Origin of the sequence: Chitinophaga sp. Cy-1792, assembly GCF_011752935.1 — a bacterium.
GTDB lineage: Bacteria > Bacteroidota > Bacteroidia > Chitinophagales > Chitinophagaceae > Chitinophaga.
In genome coordinates, this window is record NZ_VWWO01000002.1 from 2,411,508 (window position 1) to 2,428,909 (window position 17,402).

A 17,402-nucleotide genomic window follows, 5' to 3' on the forward strand; every position below is an offset into this window, starting at 1 on the left:
CCATTTTAAACCAATACCGTAACTTAGTAGCATGGAATTACGGGAAGCCATCGCTTTAATCAGGCACCCATACCCCGGCGGTACCTGGGCAGACCTGGGCTGCGGCAGCGGCCTGTTTACCTTTGCCCTGGCCAATCTACTCCCGCCAGAAAGTACCATCTATGCCATAGATCATAAGCCGGTAAGACTGGAGCCATTACATAACCCGCATCATATCCATATCATCCCCAAACAACTCGATTTCCAGCAGGAAGCACTCCCTGCCAGGGATTTCCGCGGCATCCTCCTGGCCAATTCCCTGCATTATGTTAAAGATAAAAATGGTTTAATAAGACAGCTGGCACGACATATCACCCATGATGCCCAATTTGTTATCGTGGAATATGAAACAGGCAACGCCAACACCTGGGTGCCTTATCCCATCCGCTACGCCGACCTGCAACACCTGATGAAAGACAATGGCTTCGGAAACAGCCACTACCTGGGCGACAGACCTTCCGTTTTCGGGGCGGCCAAAATGTATGCAGCCCTATTTTCCCGTATGTAAAAAAGATGTATTATTGTGTACCTTATTCGACCAAAATGGTAGTATACTACGTTAGTTTCTGTGCTATAGCAGCATTAGCCTTATACCTCTGGAAGCGTTCCCAACAAAAGCAGGACAACAGTGGCCTCCCGCTCAGTCAGGATGAATTTACACGCAAATGCCTGGAAAAACTCCGGCTGGAACTTCCACAATACAACTTCATGCAGGAATCTGAAGATTCCATCGCCAGCACACACGACGGGCAAGGCTACAAGACCTTTACAGGTAACCTCTATCGCCAGTACCTGCAAAATCCGGCTGCCAAAGATAGCCTGATAGCCCAGATAGCTATCATGCCACACCTGACAAAAATCCAATATAACAGCAAGCCGGAAACTAAAAATATCCTGCCCATCGTGCGAAATGTATCGCAAACTGCCCACCTCATGAAAGCCTTATCAGAGGCTGTTGAAGGCCAGAACCTGGCAGTAGGCAGATACAACAGTGACCTGAATATCCTGTATGTACTGGATGCCGAGGCACAGTTTCGCTACCTCTCCATGGAAGAACTGCCCAACCTGGGCCTGGATATCGACACCGTTTATGAAGTAAGCCTGGCCAACCTCCGAAGGAAACGGAAAGAGGTAAGTATATCCCTCCTAAAAGAAGGCCTGTACTCCGTTAAGTGCGATAACGTATACGAAAGCAGCATGATCTTACTGGACGATTTCTGGACAAAAGAAAACTTCCCGCTGGAAAAAAACCTGATCATAACAATCTCCAACAGGAATTGTGTGCTCGTTTCCAGCAGCGACCACCTGGATCTCCTGCAACCCATGATGAAACTCGCCATCGAACTTTATAAAACAGAAGCTTATCCGGTATCTCCCCTGCTATACCAACAAAAAGCAGGAAAATTCGAGAGAGTGGAGACAGTGAGTGTTACTGCTTGATAGAAAAAATAACCAGAACCAATCAAATATTTGTAACCCCATATTTGTTTTCAAACCTTGACAAATTTATTAGCAGGTGTTAATTTGCTAATACCTCGTCATTTTCAATTAATTAAGCATCCTCACCTTATCAGGTTCAAAAAACAAAATACACCCGATTCACAAATCAGATAAATTAGATTATCTGTCGGGAAATTTCAGATTTTATTGCTGGTTACCCTTTGAAATGAACCTTAAATGTTTTCCCTGACCAATAGTCATGTTAACGATTTATTGGCCTTGTTTGTAAACTTAATGTCGAAACCCATTTTCTAAATCCCAACATCAATTATGAAAATTGTAAACATTTTCGTTGTACTATTTACTGTAGTATTACTTTCCAGCTGTAGCAAAAATGACCATGGAATTAAAAATGTCGAAAAAAAAATTGAAGATGTCAAATTATCTGAAAGTCAGTTAAAAGATATCAAGGCTTATTGGACTGATGTCAATAGTCAAATGTTCAATCTCATTCAGACCCACCGTCTTGATAGCTATGCAATTGCAAATAAAGCACGAGTGGCAGCCAGTAGAAACCTTAGAAGTGACTCGGTTCTTTCTCCTGCCTTTGACGTTTATTATCAGGCAGTACAGAATTCAAGTCGTTTTGCTTCTGAATTGGATTACCAATATTATATTCACCAATTGGTAGATCAATCAAAAAATGACCAGGCGCTCTCAACTGAAGAAAAAACAAGGATGCTCATTCTCCAGGAAATGATGGATAACTTCGTTGCAAACGGGGGATATTTTGAGTCAGCCTATCAGCAGTCTTTGGCTGCAGCCAATGGCAAGATTGATCTTCCTACTCCAGGAGGTCCCTTCACACCAATTTCATACACCTATGATCAGGGTTGGTGGCCTTACTGGGGAAAATGTGCAGCTGGAATTCTTGGAGGAGCTATTATGGGAGGTCTTCAGGGAGGGGCGTATGCAACACCAACCGTTGTAGGCATTCCTGTTGGAATAGCATTAGGTGTGATTGGTGGCGGGCTTTTAGGAGGTAGTGCCGCTTGTTAATGTGTACTGTAATCAGAAACTAAGCCTGCTTTTACAGAAGTTCGCATATTTCAAAAGGCTAAGCAGATGAATGAATTTCCAGACAAGCAAATCTCCCTGGAAAATCAGAAAATAGCAATAGAATTTGACATTTTATTGTTTTGACGATTATTATACTATTTTATATATCACAAAACAGTGAAAAATTATCCCGACAGATACTACTGCATATTGTATTAGCAATAATATGCTAATTACAAAACCAGTAAAAAAGGCTGTATCAAAAGTAGTCTGAAAGCGCGGAGAATTGCATAAACGTAAATTCTCTTCATCAGATGCCCGAAAAAAATCGGGTAAAACTACTTTCGATACAGCCTTTTCATGCGGTATATTTCAGTTATCAGTTATTGCGGTGCCACCGTACCAAGTAAATTATGCGTTTCTTCCAGGAAGCGTTGAATTTTACCGGTACCACTGAACCTTCTCATCGTCACATACAATATCCTGCCTTGTTGTGAAGGATGGCGCAGCTCCATTCTTACCTCTGTTCCTGAATACATAAAGTTGGTCGATTTTCTGATGATAGTAAAACGTATGAAATCATCAAAATTACTTTCCTTCTTATAAATACCACCAAAATAGGAACGGATGATTTTTCTGTTCTGTTTATCGAAACTGTAGTTGGTAAACAAAGCTATCAGACAAGCCAGGGCTATGATAAAAGGGAACACCAGGAATGCCCAGTACTGGAAGGCATTGTCAAAGTTAATCGTTCCTTCTTTTTTAACAGCATAGTAGCACCAAACCAGCGACAACAGCAGGAAAACTACCAGGCCTGTACGTTTCTGTTTCATTACATACAGGTTATTTTTCTCTTCATAGAAAGTAAAATCTGTAATGGGAACATAAGTATTGATAGGCCTTTCCTCCGCTTTCCCAAATACCATTTCACCGATTTTCGGCAGTACTTCATTATGAAACTGGTTGGCATCCTTGCTTTTCCAGCCGCCATAATAGGAAGAAACGGCAATGCCTTTACCATGCCTGTCGGAACGCTTGAACGCTCTGAATACAAGGCCATGCGTGCCTGTCACCTCCTGGATAGCGGCGATTTCATCGAAGGAAATACCACTGGTAGGGATCATGCCGCCAATCATCTTGTACATGCGCTTTTTAGTATTGTCAAATACCACAGAAGTGCCTCCCCAGAAGAATAGCAGTGCAGATACAAGCGTAATAAAAACATACCCCTTGATGGCGGTAGTGCCCTGTTGCAACTCCGGTGAAGTCATTACCATCAGGTACCATATCACCAGGAAAATAACGGCCATCGCTATGGCCAGCGGTTTGTACACCCTTACAGGGAAAAGCAGAATACGGTCACCGGCGATCTGCCAAGTCGTTTTTTTCATTTGGGTAAATGGATTTTACTGTTTTTCAATATTCGGTTAATCATAATAATGACTGCAAATCTATACAAATTTTTATTTTTTCATAAGGACTCCTACATCGGCCATGTTATTCATTTATTAATTCCTACCTTCGGTATCCCAACAAACGTTAACCATATGAATACCGCTACCATGCTATATCGCAGCCAATGGAACACCTTAACCGAAGCCGAAGCAATCCGACTTTTACAAGAGATTACCAATAGCTGGTTCCAGGGATTTTCTATAAAAAAATTCGAAAAATTTGGCCGGTTTGAACAAAAGATTTTTTCGGCCATACTCGATTTCCAGGGCACGGAATTCGTTTTTGTACCTGGTGATACCGTTACACTGGGCCTCGATCAGGTAAACTTCTCCGGTGAAAACCTCGCAAATATCCTCGAAATTTTCGATGGCAACGAAACAGCTATGAACGAATACTTCCACACCGCCCTTTCTCCGGTAAGGACGGTCACTATTCCTCCAATGCTTGTGGAACGTATCCCTCGGGAAACTGGCTGGTTTGAGGTGGCGGCTGATGATCCCCGCCTGGCAGATTTTGACAGCTTCCCGGAGACAATGGCTGCAGTACAGGCATCAGAAAGGGAAAACTATACTTATACCGTAAATGAAAGCTATCGTGTTAAACGTCGTGGCAGCAATATTTCCATTCAGCTATATGAAGGTATGGACTACGATAAATTTGTAGCCTCTGTTGTGGCCACCGGGTTCCGGATACCGACAGAAGATGAATGGGAATACCTCGCTGGTGGCGGCTCCAGAACATTATACCCCTGGGGTAACCAGCTGGACTATACGAAAAAATACCACCATTTTGAGACAGGCCACCCGAAAGAAGAACCCTATTTCCTGGATATGCCCAACCACTTCGGCTTGGTGATCGCCAACAACCCTTACCATAGTGAAATACTGATGGATAGCGAATATTTCCTGCGGGGCGGCGACGGTGGCTGTGCGATCTGTGGCGGCGGAGGCCTGGATCTGGGTTATTTCCCGGCGGCCACCTATGCCCGGGACCCCAATATCTTTGACGAAGACATGGCCTATAAAGACCAGATTACAGGCGAATACAACTATTACCGCAGGATATTACATATTCCTGCTAACCTACCCGGAAACAGGTAAAAGCCATACCTTTTATAACTTCTTCATGGGTGAAAACAATGGGTTCGCCCGGGTCACAGAGCGACATACAGTACAGCATCGGCAGGTAATGGTCCATGGTAGGCACGGCATAGCGTGCCACTTTTCCCAGCTTGTAATACTGGAACAGGCCCGACAAGTCCCTGTCGGCAATCCTTTTCCTTGCCCAGTCCTCAAATTCCAGCGCCCAGTCGAAAGGCTTATCTGTCCAGAACCTGAGGGCTGTCAGTTCCAGGTTATGCACGATATTACCACTGCCTACTATCAGTACTCCCCTGTTACGTAAGGCGCTCAGCTGCCTGGCCAGCTGGTAATGCTGGTCCAGTGGCATTTCCATGTCTATACTCATTTCCAGCACGGGAATGTCGGCATTGGGTGCCAGGTGACGCAGCACGCTCCAGGCACCATGGTCCAGGTCACGCGCCGGTTCCTCCTTCACATGCGCCAGCGTTTTTATCAGTGCGGCCGTCTGCGGTGAGCCATGGACAGGATATTCAGGGGTATCAAACCGCTCAGAGATATTGACATAAGTTTCTCCCAGGGTGAGCCAGTGGGCAGAAATCACCAATATAGCACCGGGTTTCACCGTTCTGCCCATATCCCGCAAACATTGCGTAAAGGGTGTTATATGCGGCGAAGCAGAGAAATCCTGGTGGCCCACAAAAAATACCGGCATCTTTTCACTTTCTGCCAGCGCATCCGGGTACTTCAACAGCTTTTCCACTCCCCTGGCTGTTTTCAGCAGCGGCAGTAACGACATCAGTGATATAAATTTTTTCCGGTCCATTTATCTTTACTATGATTTTGAATAGCTGTTACCTCCCCGCAAACCTTACCGGAAGCATCCCTGTAAAATTACTTACCTTAGCGATACAAAATGTTACCACTATCCTAAAGTATAGCGTATCAGCGCAGGATAGCCTCCAATGCCAATTTTATCAGATTACCATGCCCGTTGCCGACTATCTTCTGAGAGAAAAAGAACATGTTACTCCTCGAATCAGTAACAACAAAATTAAATACATGCTACTGCTGGCAGGAATTGCCTGCCTTGTCCGAAATGCATTTTTTAGTGAACGCTATAGCTCCACTGAACTGATACCCGTTTCGCTTATTGTACAGGGAACTCCCCGTCTTGCAAATAAGTTCAAAGGCACTACGACCGTGTACCGGCTGGAAGCCTATAACCAGCACGCTTCCTTTATTATCTCTCATGGTGCATTGGATATCATCAAGAATAAGCCGGCAGAAAATATTATCAGCACGCTACATACAGGTGATACTGTCAATATCCAGATAAAAGCCAGTGACGAGCGTTATATGAAAACGCATAACAGGGAAATAAGGGTAATAGGCTGTGAGGTCCATGGACAGTCGCTGTTTACTCCTACCCAGGTCGAAGAAAAGGACAAGCGGAGCTGGTGGGTCAATATGTACATTGCCGCAGGACTGTTCACCATAAGCCTGATAATGCAGGCGGTACAGTTTAAACGCTGGATACATAGCTATACACAGAAAAACAGGTAAAGAATAATTCACAGGAAATCTGCCACCCAAAGCTGCATAAAAGAATAAAGGAGATTTTTATCTGGTATAGATAAAATAAATATATCTTCCCACTATCAACTATGCCTATGAACAACGAAGCAGTTAAAAAGCCGCCTGACAAAAAGGAAAGTATGGCAACCCCGTTCGCGCTAGTGCTGGTGGCGTTTGGCATAATTATGATCATTATGAAAACAGTCCCGGGAAGTCTGCAACATTTTACCACAGCAGAATTGGCGCAAGCTAGGATTGTCCTACAGGATAAGCCCGCATCAATCGCCTACCTCTATGGAAAAAAAACCGAAAGACAATACCAGCTGCCAACTTCATCCATCACTTGCATACCTGTAATTAAAGGTAACGCGGAGTCGCTGCTGACAAATGGCTTTAAAGCATTAAAAGCCGGCGATACCGTGAAAATATATTTCCGCTCCATTGACCAATGGAAGCTCACCAGCAGTTATACAACGCTTTCTATACTTGGCTGTGAAGCCAAAGGACAAATCTTTTTCACACCGGAGCAACTCTTCCGCTGGGAAAAGAAAGTTGCTACCAGATGGATTTACATAGGTGCCTGCTCCATTCTTTTAGGCATGGCAATATTGATTACCAAAATTAACTCCTGGTTAAGGGAAAATAATGTAGCCTGATAACTAACATCATCATATGGAAGATCTGATTAAAAAAAATAATCCTGACACCGGGGAAGGTGGTCCCGCTCAATTCGGTTTTTTGCTGCTGTTTTTTGGAGTAATAATAGTACTGATGAGTGTCAGCAGAAAAAAAGAAAAATATTTCCGGGCTTCAGACCTGAAAGAAGCCACCATCGTTTTATCTGATTCGCCTATCCATGAAAGCATTCCTTCAGGAAAAACCAGGAGGTCCAAATACATACTCCCAACAACCTCCATTTCATGCACGCCCATCATTGAGGAAACTTCGCTCTCTGTATTGGAATCCGACAATAACACTGTCAATATTTTCCACTCCCTCAAAACCGGCGACAGCCTACTCATAACAATGCTTAGTGTCGACGAATGGAAAATCAGCAGCAGCACGTCGGAGCTGAATTTAATGGGCTGCAGTTTCAATGGACAAACACTATTCAGACCCGATCAAGTCCTTACCTGGAATAATAACTCCGCCACCTGGTCGATATACACTGGCTTCCTGATGATATTCATCAGCATTGGAATATTAATAACACAACTCGTCATCTGGATAAAGAATACTGACTTCTCCTAAGAAGCCGGTATTCTTATCTTTTGTCACAACAAATTAAGATAGCGAAAGTCTCCCCCAACTGCCATTCCAACGCAGTCACGCCTCCTATTTTCACCCCTTCCGGCATCCTACCCTACCGGCTAAACGCTATTATCTCATCATTATAAAAATATACGATTATGGCATCTCCCCACACCCAACCCTACACGGAAAAACTACTACACATTCTGGCACAGCAATGGCTCTCCTGCTGCCTTTATGTGGCCTGCAAACTCAATATTGCAGACATACTGCAGGAAGGACCCAAAAGTCTGGACGACCTGGCCATCACCACCGGAACACACGCCCCTTCCCTGTACAGGGTGCTGCGGGCGCTGGCGGGAGAAGGCTTCTTTGAAGAAACCCCGTCAGGTGAATTTAAAATGACGGAAGCTGCTGTTGGCCTCACCACCAACGCTCCCGGCACCATGAAGCAATACTATCAGCTATGCATGGGCGAGCTCTATGCACCCTGGGGAGCCCTCCTCTACAGCACACAAACCGGCAACGCCTCCTTTAATCATGTCTACCAGATGGACCTCTGGGAATATTATACCAAACACCCCGACGACGCGCTCAACTTCATGGAGTCGATGACAAGACTCACACAGTTTACCGATCAGGCCGTAGTAGCTGCCTACGACTTCACTCAGTTCAATAGTATTGTAGATGTTGGTGGCGGCAACGGCGAGCTGCTGATGGCGGCCTTAAACGCAGCACCAAACCTTCAGGGTATCGTATACGACCAGCCTTACGTTGCCGAACAAACGAAAATCGCCATCGCAGCCAGAGGGCTGAGCCACCGCGGCCAGGCGCAGGGCGGCGATTTCTTCGAAAGTGTTCCTGCCGGCGCAGATGCCTACATGATGAAACTCATCATGCACGACTGGCACGAACATGATGCCTTACGTATACTAAAAAACTGTAGTAACGCCATGAAGTCCGGCAGTAAGCTACTCGTGATTGATGCCGTTATCCCACCTGCTAATATCCCGCATCGCGGGAAATTAATGGATATCACCATGCTCACCGTTACCGGAGGTAAAGAGCGTACCGCAGAGGAATTTAAACAGCTGTATGAAGCCGCCGGCCTGCAATTCAATAAAGTCATCGATCTCGCAGTCCACGATGTCAGCATCGTCGAAGGTGAGAAATTATAATTCCCGAAGAGAATCCCCCGCCAGGGAGATTTTCTCCAGTTCAGCGATGCCTCCGGCATCGCGGGTAGGTGTTCTTCGTCCCGCCTGCGGCGGGACGAAGAACCTCCAGGTAGCAGACAAAAAAAGGCTGTTCTGTAGATACAGATCAGCCTTACATTTATCAACCTATTTTCTATTGAAAGTTCTTATTTATTATTTTTTGTAGCCGGTACGCCTACTCCATCCCGCACTTCTTCGGTGGCAACAGTCACCAGCTGGTCACCGTCTGCGATATCTCCGAATACTTCTGTTTTACCATCTTCACTTCTGCCGATGGTGATAGGTACCCATTGTGTTTTGTTATTTTGTATGCGGATGACATACACACCTTTGGTACTGTTCAGCACAGCGCTGCTCGGTACTACGAAGTTGTTTACCGCGCTGTTCAGCGGCACCAATACTTCCGCTACCATGCCTGGCAGCAAGGTTTTATCCGCATTAATAACGTCTACTTCTATATGCTGGGAACGCAGCTTGCGATCCAGCGCTCCCGCCAGACGCACTACCTTACCCGTGAATTTCCTGTTGTTGAGAGATCTTACCGTAAAGGAAACTTCGCTCTGGTTGCTGAGATAGCTGGTATAAGCTTCCGGCACGCTCACGACTAAACGTAATTTCTTCTGTTCCTGTAATGTGAAGATAGGCAGCTCAGACCCTTTACCTGCCGGACCTACATAGGCACCGGCACTCACGTTACGTGCAGTGATCACACCGCTGAAAGGTGCGCGGATCTCCAAATAGTTGCGGTTATCAGTAACCTCACGCACGGAAGCTCTCGCCGCATCCAGCTGTGCCAGATCAGACTTCTGACGGGCAAAGGCGATGTCCAGGTCGTTCTGGGAAACAGTTCCCGGCGTTTTACTGGTTTCCAGCAAACGGTCGTAGTTGGCCTTGCTGGAAAGGTAAATCGCTTCCTGTGATTTCAGCCTCGATTCTGCGCCAGACATCTGGGCATTGATCTCAGGGGCTTCCATCGTTGCCAGCACCTGGCCGGCACTCACTTCTGTGCCCACATCCGCGTTGAGCTTCTTCACAAAGCTGCTCACCTTGGCATACAGGTCTACCTGCTGAAAAGCTACGAGCTCACCAGGGATTTTTATGTTGGAAGACAGGGCTCCTTTGGATAGATTGAATGTCTGCAATGCCGGCGTTTCCACTGCGGCACTCTTTTCCTCCTTCGCCTCGGAAGTGCTACAGCTCTGTAACCCCATGCCGATGATCATCGCTGATAAAAAAGGAAATGTAATACGCAAACCGCTATTCATATGATGTATTTTAAAATGATCTGATTTATTTTTTGTCGTCTTCTGGTATATAGTGAATACTTTCTTCATCTCTCGGATGCAGGGAAACACTCTGCGTGCTCGCCTTACCCTGTCCCCAGGCAAATGCCAGCGGCAAGATAAACAATGCTGCAAAGGTAGAGGCAATCAAACCGCCTACTACGGCCCTTCCCAGCGGGGAAGACTGATCACCGGCTTCTCCGAGGCCGCTGGCCATCGGTATCATACCTACCACCATCGCCAAGGCTGTCATCAGGATCGGACGCAAACGCAGCGCCGCAGCCTCTCTCGCCGATTTGATGGCATCGCCGTTCACCTTCCGCAGCTGCTCCGCATTCGTAATCAACAACACCGCATTGGAAATAGATACCCCCACCGACATGATCATACCCATGTACGACTGCAGGTTAAGCGTAGAACGACATATCATCAGCAACGCCAGTGAACCCAGCAATACCGCCGGCACCGTTGCCAGTACCACCGCCGATACCTTGAACGACTGGAAGTTAGCCGCCAGCATCAGGAATATCACCACAATGGCCACTATCAGACCTCCCTGTAAACTATCCAGTGTATCCGTTAACGTATTACTCATACCGATCGGCTCCACATTCAATCCTCTTGGCAGCGGACCTAAACGCTTAATGGCTTTCTGGATATCCTGGGTAGCATACCCCAGATCTTTCTTATTCAGGTTAGCCGTTACCGTTAGCATCGGCATAGCGCCAAGGTTATCGATCTCGCCATAGGTAGTACTGTTGGTCAAAGTAGCCACATCGCCCAATACCGGACGGGAAGCGTTTTTCATCAACGGTATCTCGCTGATATCTTCCTTCGTAGTCATCTTGTTCTCCGGTATCTGCACCTGTACGTTATAACTGTTACTACCTTTTTCATCTACCCAGATATTTTTCTCTGTAAAACGGGAAGACGAAGTAGAGGCAATCAATGAACGGGAGATATCGCTCATATCTACGCCCAGCTGTGCTGCACGTACACGGTCGATTTCCACGTTTACAGATGGATAATGGATCGCCTGGCCAATCTGCACATCACGCAGATAAGAGATCTTCTTCAGCTCTTCCACCATCTTCTGTGCATAGGTTTCATTCAGCTTCTTATCACGGCCGGAAAACCTTACTTCTACCGGGGTTGGAGAACCCTGACTCAGGATTTTATCGGTCAGTTCAATCGGCTCGAAAGATAGCTTCATGCCTGGTTCTTCTTTGGCCATTCTATCCCTGATCTTATCTTTCAGCTCATCCAGGTTGGTTTTATAATCTTCTTTCAACGCCACCTGCAACACTGCTTCGTGAGGACCTGCCATCCAGAGGAAGATGGGGCTGATAGAAAACTGTTGCGGGTGTGTACCTGCATAGGCAGAAGTAATGGCTACATTTTCCTTACCTACTATATTTTCAACGGCGTGGGTCAGCTTGATGGTAGCGGCTTCCGTGCTCTCGATACGTGTACCGTCTGCCAGTCGCATCCTCACCTGGAACTGTCCGCCATTGACCTTAGGCAATACATCCCTGCCTATAGACGACAACAGCAACGCCACAATGCCACATACTACTACGAGGTAGCCGATCACTATAGGACGGCGATACGGCATCACGCGCTCCAGGAAGTTCAGGTAACGGTAGCGCAGCTTTTCAAACCTGCTCACCTTACCATCACGGTTGCTGTCTTCCTGCCTCAGCAGCATTTCTTTCTGGTCCCAGGTATTATGCTCGCTGCCGGCAGGTATGCCTGCTGCGGCATATTCTTCCGCGTCAGACATATTATGTCCGTCGGCTTTCTTATGATGTTTCACTTTCATCATCCAGTTAGCCATCACTGGTACAAAGGTTTGTGCCAGGAAGTAAGAGATGATCATGGAGAAACCGATCGCCAGTGCCAGCGGCAGGAACAGTGATCCCGGAATACCGCCCATGGTGAAGGCCGGTGCAAACACCGCCAGGATACAGAAGAGGATCAGCAATTTAGGGAAAGCAATTTCCTGACAGGCATCCCATATGGCCAGGGCCTTGGGTTTGCCCATATCTAAATGCTGGTGAATATTTTCTATCGTTACCGTACTCTCATCCACCAATATACCAATGGCCAGCGCCAGACCGCTCAACGTCATGATGTTGATAGTCTGCCCGAATAAACTCAGGAACAGCACCGCAGATATAATGGACGTCGGGATGGTCATGATTACGATCATCGCACCCCTGGCATCACCCAGGAAGAGCAATACCATCAAACCAGTGAGCAATGCACCTATCGCACCCTCCGACAATAAACTTTTTACAGAATTAATTACATAGGTAGACTGGTCGAACTCATAGCTGAGTTTCACGTCTTCCGGCAGCTGCGCCTGAATCTTAGGCATAGCGGCTTTCAGGCGTTTTACCACTTCCCAGGTAGAGGCATCCGCACTTTTGGCAATACTCAGGTATACAGAACGACGGCCGTTTACCAGGGCATAGCCGGAGGTGATGTCGGCGCCATCTTCTACCGTGGCTACATCACGAAGGTAAAGGTTAGATACATCGCCTTTGAATAAAGGAATGTTCTCAAAATCCTTCACATTTTTGATGGTGGTATTGGCCGGTGTCATGTAGTTTTTATCACCGATACGTACGTTACCGGAAGGAGCGGTCTGGTTGTTGAGTCGCATCGCTTCTACCAGCTGGTCCGGCGTCAGGTTGTGCTGACGCATTAATTCAGGATCTGCCTTGATAACGATGGTACGCACGTTACCACCTACCGGCGGTGAGGCCACCAGGCCAGGTATGGAGGTAAAGGAAGAACGAACATATACGTTGGCCATATCCAGCAGTTCGTTGTTGCTGCGTTTATCACTGCTCAATACCAGCTGTCCTACCGGCAGCGTGGAGGCATCGAAGCGGATGATAAACGGCGGGTTGGAGCCCGGCGGAAATATGGCCTGTATCCTGTTGGAAAAGGCACTCACCTCCGCTGCCGCCTGCGCCATGTTGGTGCCGGGATAGAAGTTAATCTTCATCAGGGTAAGCCCCTGAATGTTTTTTGTCTCAATACTTTTCACGCCATTCACAAAGAGGAATACGTTGATGTATTGCTTGGCAAAATAGGTCTCCATCTGTGCCGGCGTGTATCCGCCAAATGGGTGAGACACATAAAGCACCGGCATATCCAGCTTAGGGAAGATATCTATCTTGATCGTCGTTACTGCCTTGATGCCGAAAAAGAACAAACCTGCTACCAATACGAGAATGGTAATCGGTTTCTTTAGCGCAAAACTTATTAGATTCATAGTAATTCTTTCTTAATTAAAAGAAGCATGGTTTCCGTTTAGCCGGTGCCGTTATTGTTCAAATACGTTAAAATCTCCTGCGGCAGCCGCTTTCAGCAATAATGCCTGCCATACGTTGACAAAAGCAATATCGCGGTCAGTTTGCGCTCTGATGAGTGCATAGGCTGCCTGGGTTACATCAACAAGGTTTGTCAGGCCGTTTTTATATAGTACTGTTTTTTGCAGATAAGCATCTGATGCGGCTTTCACCTGTACCGGTACTTCCCGCACATTGCTGAGTGCATTTTCTATTTTGGTATCGCTGAGCTGTAACTGCGCCTGGATCTGTTGTCCGGCGAGTTCATATTCATACTCCAGGCCTTTGCTGATCTGCTGCTGGGCCTTCACCTGTTTGGATATACGCAGTGGCTGCGAGATATTCCAGGTTACGCCCACACCGAAAAGGTAGTTGGTGCGCGTAGGTTTGATACCATCCCAGTACGACTGGCTGAAGTCGTGCTGATCGGCGGCATAGCCATTACCAAATCCGGACCCCCTGGTCTGTATCAGCCCCACCAGTGAAAACGCCGGATAGTACAGTGTTTTATAGTATTTCGTTTGTTCTTCGCTGAGTGCAATTCTGCTTTTGTACCATTGTAATACCGGGTGATTATCTGCTGCATTACTGCCGGCATTTAATACAGGTATATGCTTTACGAAATCGGTATCTACATCAAAGGGACGGGGAGTAACGCCCATGAGCTGCGCCAGCTGGTTGCTTTGCTCCTGTTCTGCATCGAGTGCCTTTGTCCAGGAGATGCGTGCGCTGGAATATTCTGCATTCGCCTGGGAGGAGTCTACCCCGGCGATAAGATGATTGAGTACGCGGGTACGGACGATGCGACGAATGGTATCGGCGCGGTCCATATTATCTTTAAAGCTGCGGGTGAGTTGTTGTGCAGCAACGAGATTAAGATAAGCAGCCGCTACTTTTATTTTGTGCTTAAATATCTCTTGTTGCCAGTCTTTATCGTTCTGAGTAGCGGCTGCCATTGCAGTTTTCACTTTCTCTTTTGCACGACCGAATGCAAAGAAATCCCAGTTCACGTTGGTAAGGTATAATGCGCCGAATGCGGCATTCCAGTTCTGATGATCGAGGGGCAGGCCGGAAGAGGCGGCAGAGAGTCCGCCGAAGCCATACAGTGGCCCGTTCTGGCCGTTGATGGTTCCGTAGTCCTGTTGTGCGGCAATATTAAAGTTTGGCAGGTACTCACGGCGTGCCTGCTTCACCTGCTCATTGCTGGCGGCGGTATAGCTGGCCTTTGCCTTGATGGTTCCATAATTGAGGACGGCCGTATCGATGGCCTGTTGTAGGGTGATCACCTGCTGAGCGTACAGGTAGCTATTCATCAGCATGAAAGATAGCGCCAACAACGATAGTTTCTTACTCCACATAATGATGGTTTAAATTACAGCCGAAAGTCTGAATGAATTTCTACTGCAAAGTGACCCTCACATTTTGAAGTAATTTTGAAGGATACTACAGAATTGAAAAAAAATTTGAATGAAAATCAGGAGAAAGCTACTTTACCTGTAGCCACATCTAACGTAGGACCGGCTATGGTAGCTGGTTTCACGGATGCAAAACAAACATCCAGCTGATGCCAGCCATCTTCAAAATTATACGTCACGGTAAAGTCATTTACTTCACAAATCTGTTTTACAATAGCCAAACCCAGGCCTATACTGTCGTTGCACTGATTCGTCTTCTTGAAACGGCGGAAAAGTTCTTCTGTCGGCAATATAGGAGGATGACCGGTATTCCGTACTTTAAAGTGGCCTGCCGTCAGCTCTACCTGCATCTCTCCACCTTCTTCTAAATTATACCGGATGGCATTGCTCAGCAGATTGCTGATCAGCATTTCTGCCAGCGCAGGATGTATTTTCAGTGAAACATTTTTCTCAAAATGTGTCTGCAGTTTTATCTCCTTCAGATTGATCCAGTCCTCGTACATGGCGAGTACATTACGCGTGATCGTACAGAATTTAATATGGGCGGAGGCATTATATTCATGGTTCTCCAGCTTCGTGAGCAAAACCAGGGAACGGTTGATATGTGACAAACGCTCGATGGCCGTCTGCATATCCCCAATCAGCTCGGCCTGTTTGCCGTCAATATCGGTCTGACTCAGCAGGTCTAGTTTGCTACGCACCACCGCCAGCGGGGTTTGCAGCTCATGCGATGCATTTTCACTGAACTCTTTTACTGCCGCATAATCCGCCTTGGCGCGGGTAGTCATCCGCTTCAGGAAATCGTTCAGCTCTTTGAATTCGGTGGTACTGGTATGCGGTAATTCAATTTTGCTATCTTTCTTCTTCAGGTCGAAATGCTTGATAATTCTCATGCTGCGGTGCAGCGGCGACAGTAGTATGCGCGATAGCAGCCTCGCCGTCAGCACAATAACTGCGATCATGATCAGCATCTTCCAAAGGACGGTATTCAGCATGTCTTTGAATAGCTCGTTGGACTTCAGCACATAATTATAGGAAGATATTTTATAGATCTGGTTGCCATAGGGATAGAATGAAGATACCGTAATACGGCATTCATTTTCTACCAGGTCGTCTTTTATGTTGCTGCTCTTGATTGTCTGCACGCGCTCCTGCGGCATCTTGCCGTTGTACAGACTAACAGTAATGGCACGGCCATGCGTATACTGATCGGGCACGTCTCCCGCCAGCAGCTGATTATAGACGTGGTCATTTACCGCTGTCATACGGGCAATCTCTGCCTGATCAAGGTGCTTCTTGATATTATTCCTGGAAATAACCATGGTAACAGGTGTTACCAGGAATATCATCCCAAGAAACCAGATCGACATTTTATTGAGCAGTTTCATGATTTGGACGTATTAAACTTATAACCCAGGCCATACACCGTTTCTATATAATCCGTTCCTTTAGCTGCGCTGATCTTTTTACGTAGATTTTTGACGTGCTGATATACGAAATCGAAGTTAGCAAGATTATCCGTGTAATCTCCCCAGAGGTGCGCCGCAATGGCTTGTTTGGAGAGTACCCGGTTTTTATTGACAATAAAATACAGCAGGAGGTCAAATTCCTTCCTGGTCACATCCAGCAGCTGGTCATTGACCGCCGCTTCGATGGTGTCTGTATTGAGCGCAAATTCGTTGAAATTAACCAGGTTGCTGGGCCCTTCCAGTTGTTTGCGCCGGTAAATGGCCCTGATACGCGCATGTAACTCCGACATATGAAAAGGCTTGGTAACATAATCATCGGCGCCTTCCTCCAGCCCGAGGATCTTGTCATCCAGCGCATCTTTTGCTGAAATGATAAGAATACCGCTGCGGATATGCTCCTTACGGATCAGCTTCAGCAGCTCCAGCCCGTTGCCATCCGGCAGCATAATATCTACCAGGATACAATCGTAGGTAAAAAGAGCCAGTTTCTCTGCGGCCGTCTGCACATCATATACCGGCTCACAGATGTACTTTTCCCCGCTGAGGTACTCCGCAATCCCGCCTGCCAGTTCCTTATTATCTTCAACAATTAATACTTTCATAGCTGCATTACTGCCTGTAAAATCAAGTGCAAATTTAAAGCAATTTTGAAGTTTGGTAAAGATTGCTATAGTTAAATAAAGTACAAACATCTACATATATAAAAATATTTTAAATAGATTTATATAGCGAGATTTACCTGCGCGAATGGCGGA

Annotated in this window: 16 protein-coding genes; 8 read left to right on the forward strand and 8 right to left on the reverse strand. The window is 46.5% G+C overall.

What is annotated here, in order from left to right:
* Nucleotides 1-31 precede the first annotated feature (31 nt).
* The 3 genes from F3J22_RS23845 (at nucleotide 32) to F3J22_RS23855 (ending at nucleotide 2,538) form a co-directional block, all read left to right on the forward strand.
* Nucleotides 32-547: a class I SAM-dependent methyltransferase gene (locus F3J22_RS23845; RefSeq protein ID WP_167020433.1), complete on the forward strand. Its 516-nt coding sequence runs from the start codon at nucleotides 32-34 to the stop codon at nucleotides 545-547.
* Nucleotides 548-582: 35 nt separating this feature from the next.
* A complete protein-coding gene (locus tag F3J22_RS23850) occupies nucleotides 583-1,479 on the forward strand; it encodes a DUF1444 family protein (protein ID WP_167020434.1) in 897 nt (298 codons plus the stop codon).
* A 330-nt stretch (nucleotides 1,480-1,809) separates the two neighbouring features.
* Nucleotides 1,810-2,538: a hypothetical protein gene (locus F3J22_RS23855; RefSeq protein ID WP_167020435.1), complete on the forward strand. Its 729-nt coding sequence runs from the start codon at nucleotides 1,810-1,812 to the stop codon at nucleotides 2,536-2,538.
* A gap of 383 nt (nucleotides 2,539-2,921) precedes the next feature.
* Here F3J22_RS23855 and F3J22_RS23860 read toward each other — a convergent pair whose 3' ends face one another.
* On the reverse strand, nucleotides 2,922-3,929 hold the full coding sequence (locus F3J22_RS23860) for a hypothetical protein (RefSeq protein WP_167020436.1): 1,008 nt from the start codon (nucleotides 3,927-3,929) through the stop codon (nucleotides 2,922-2,924).
* 156 nt (nucleotides 3,930-4,085) lie between these two features.
* Between F3J22_RS23860 and F3J22_RS23865 the strand changes: the two genes are divergently transcribed.
* On the forward strand, nucleotides 4,086-5,093 hold the full coding sequence (locus tag F3J22_RS23865; RefSeq protein ID WP_167020437.1) for an SUMF1/EgtB/PvdO family nonheme iron enzyme: 1,008 nt from the start codon (nucleotides 4,086-4,088) through the stop codon (nucleotides 5,091-5,093).
* Here F3J22_RS23865 and F3J22_RS23870 read toward each other — a convergent pair.
* Nucleotides 5,071-5,898 carry a dioxygenase gene (locus tag F3J22_RS23870; protein ID WP_167020438.1) on the reverse strand — a complete coding sequence of 276 codons (828 nt, stop codon included), beginning with the start codon at nucleotides 5,896-5,898 and terminating at the stop codon, nucleotides 5,071-5,073. The two genes, F3J22_RS23865 and F3J22_RS23870, sit on opposite strands and share 23 nt — an antisense overlap.
* A gap of 236 nt (nucleotides 5,899-6,134) precedes the next feature.
* Here F3J22_RS23870 and F3J22_RS23875 point away from each other — a divergent pair, with 236 nt between their 5' ends.
* The 4 genes from F3J22_RS23875 to F3J22_RS23890 all read left to right on the forward strand — a co-directional run bounded on the left by F3J22_RS23875 (nucleotide 6,135) and on the right by F3J22_RS23890 (nucleotide 9,079).
* Nucleotides 6,135-6,638, forward strand: a complete 504-nt coding sequence (locus F3J22_RS23875) for a hypothetical protein (protein WP_167020439.1) — start codon at nucleotides 6,135-6,137, stop codon at nucleotides 6,636-6,638.
* 206 nt (nucleotides 6,639-6,844) lie between these two features.
* Complete coding sequence (locus F3J22_RS23880; RefSeq protein WP_167020440.1) at nucleotides 6,845-7,306, forward strand: hypothetical protein; 462 nt, start codon at nucleotides 6,845-6,847, stop codon at nucleotides 7,304-7,306.
* A gap of 16 nt (nucleotides 7,307-7,322) precedes the next feature.
* Entirely contained in the window at nucleotides 7,323-7,901 is a 579-nt protein-coding gene (locus tag F3J22_RS23885; RefSeq protein WP_167020441.1) for a hypothetical protein, read from the forward strand.
* Between the two features lie 158 nt (nucleotides 7,902-8,059).
* Complete coding sequence (locus F3J22_RS23890; protein WP_167020442.1) at nucleotides 8,060-9,079, forward strand: methyltransferase; 1,020 nt, start codon at nucleotides 8,060-8,062, stop codon at nucleotides 9,077-9,079.
* Here F3J22_RS23890 and F3J22_RS30695 read toward each other — a convergent pair.
* From F3J22_RS30695 to F3J22_RS23915, 6 genes are all read right to left on the reverse strand, one after another.
* Nucleotides 9,074-9,199: a hypothetical protein gene (locus tag F3J22_RS30695; RefSeq protein WP_255492078.1), complete on the reverse strand. Its 126-nt coding sequence runs from the start codon at nucleotides 9,197-9,199 to the stop codon at nucleotides 9,074-9,076. The two genes, F3J22_RS23890 and F3J22_RS30695, sit on opposite strands and share 6 nt — an antisense overlap.
* Nucleotides 9,200-9,264: 65 nt before the next feature.
* Entirely contained in the window at nucleotides 9,265-10,383 is a 1,119-nt protein-coding gene (locus F3J22_RS23895; RefSeq protein WP_167020443.1) for an efflux RND transporter periplasmic adaptor subunit, read from the reverse strand.
* Between the two features lie 25 nt (nucleotides 10,384-10,408).
* Complete coding sequence (locus tag F3J22_RS23900) at nucleotides 10,409-13,687, reverse strand: efflux RND transporter permease subunit (RefSeq protein ID WP_167020444.1); 3,279 nt, start codon at nucleotides 13,685-13,687, stop codon at nucleotides 10,409-10,411.
* Between the two features lie 51 nt (nucleotides 13,688-13,738).
* Nucleotides 13,739-15,121, reverse strand: coding sequence for a TolC family protein (locus tag F3J22_RS23905; RefSeq protein ID WP_167020445.1), 1,383 nt, complete (start codon nucleotides 15,119-15,121; stop codon nucleotides 13,739-13,741).
* A 116-nt stretch (nucleotides 15,122-15,237) separates the two neighbouring features.
* The gene (locus tag F3J22_RS23910) at nucleotides 15,238-16,566 is read right to left on the reverse strand and encodes a HAMP domain-containing sensor histidine kinase (RefSeq protein ID WP_167020446.1); all 1,329 of its coding nucleotides are present in this window, start codon (nucleotides 16,564-16,566) and stop codon (nucleotides 15,238-15,240) included.
* Nucleotides 16,563-17,249: a response regulator transcription factor gene (locus F3J22_RS23915; protein ID WP_167020447.1), complete on the reverse strand. Its 687-nt coding sequence runs from the start codon at nucleotides 17,247-17,249 to the stop codon at nucleotides 16,563-16,565. Before F3J22_RS23915 ends, F3J22_RS23910 begins: the two co-directional genes overlap by 4 nt.
* Nucleotides 17,250-17,402: the final 153 nt, after the last annotated feature.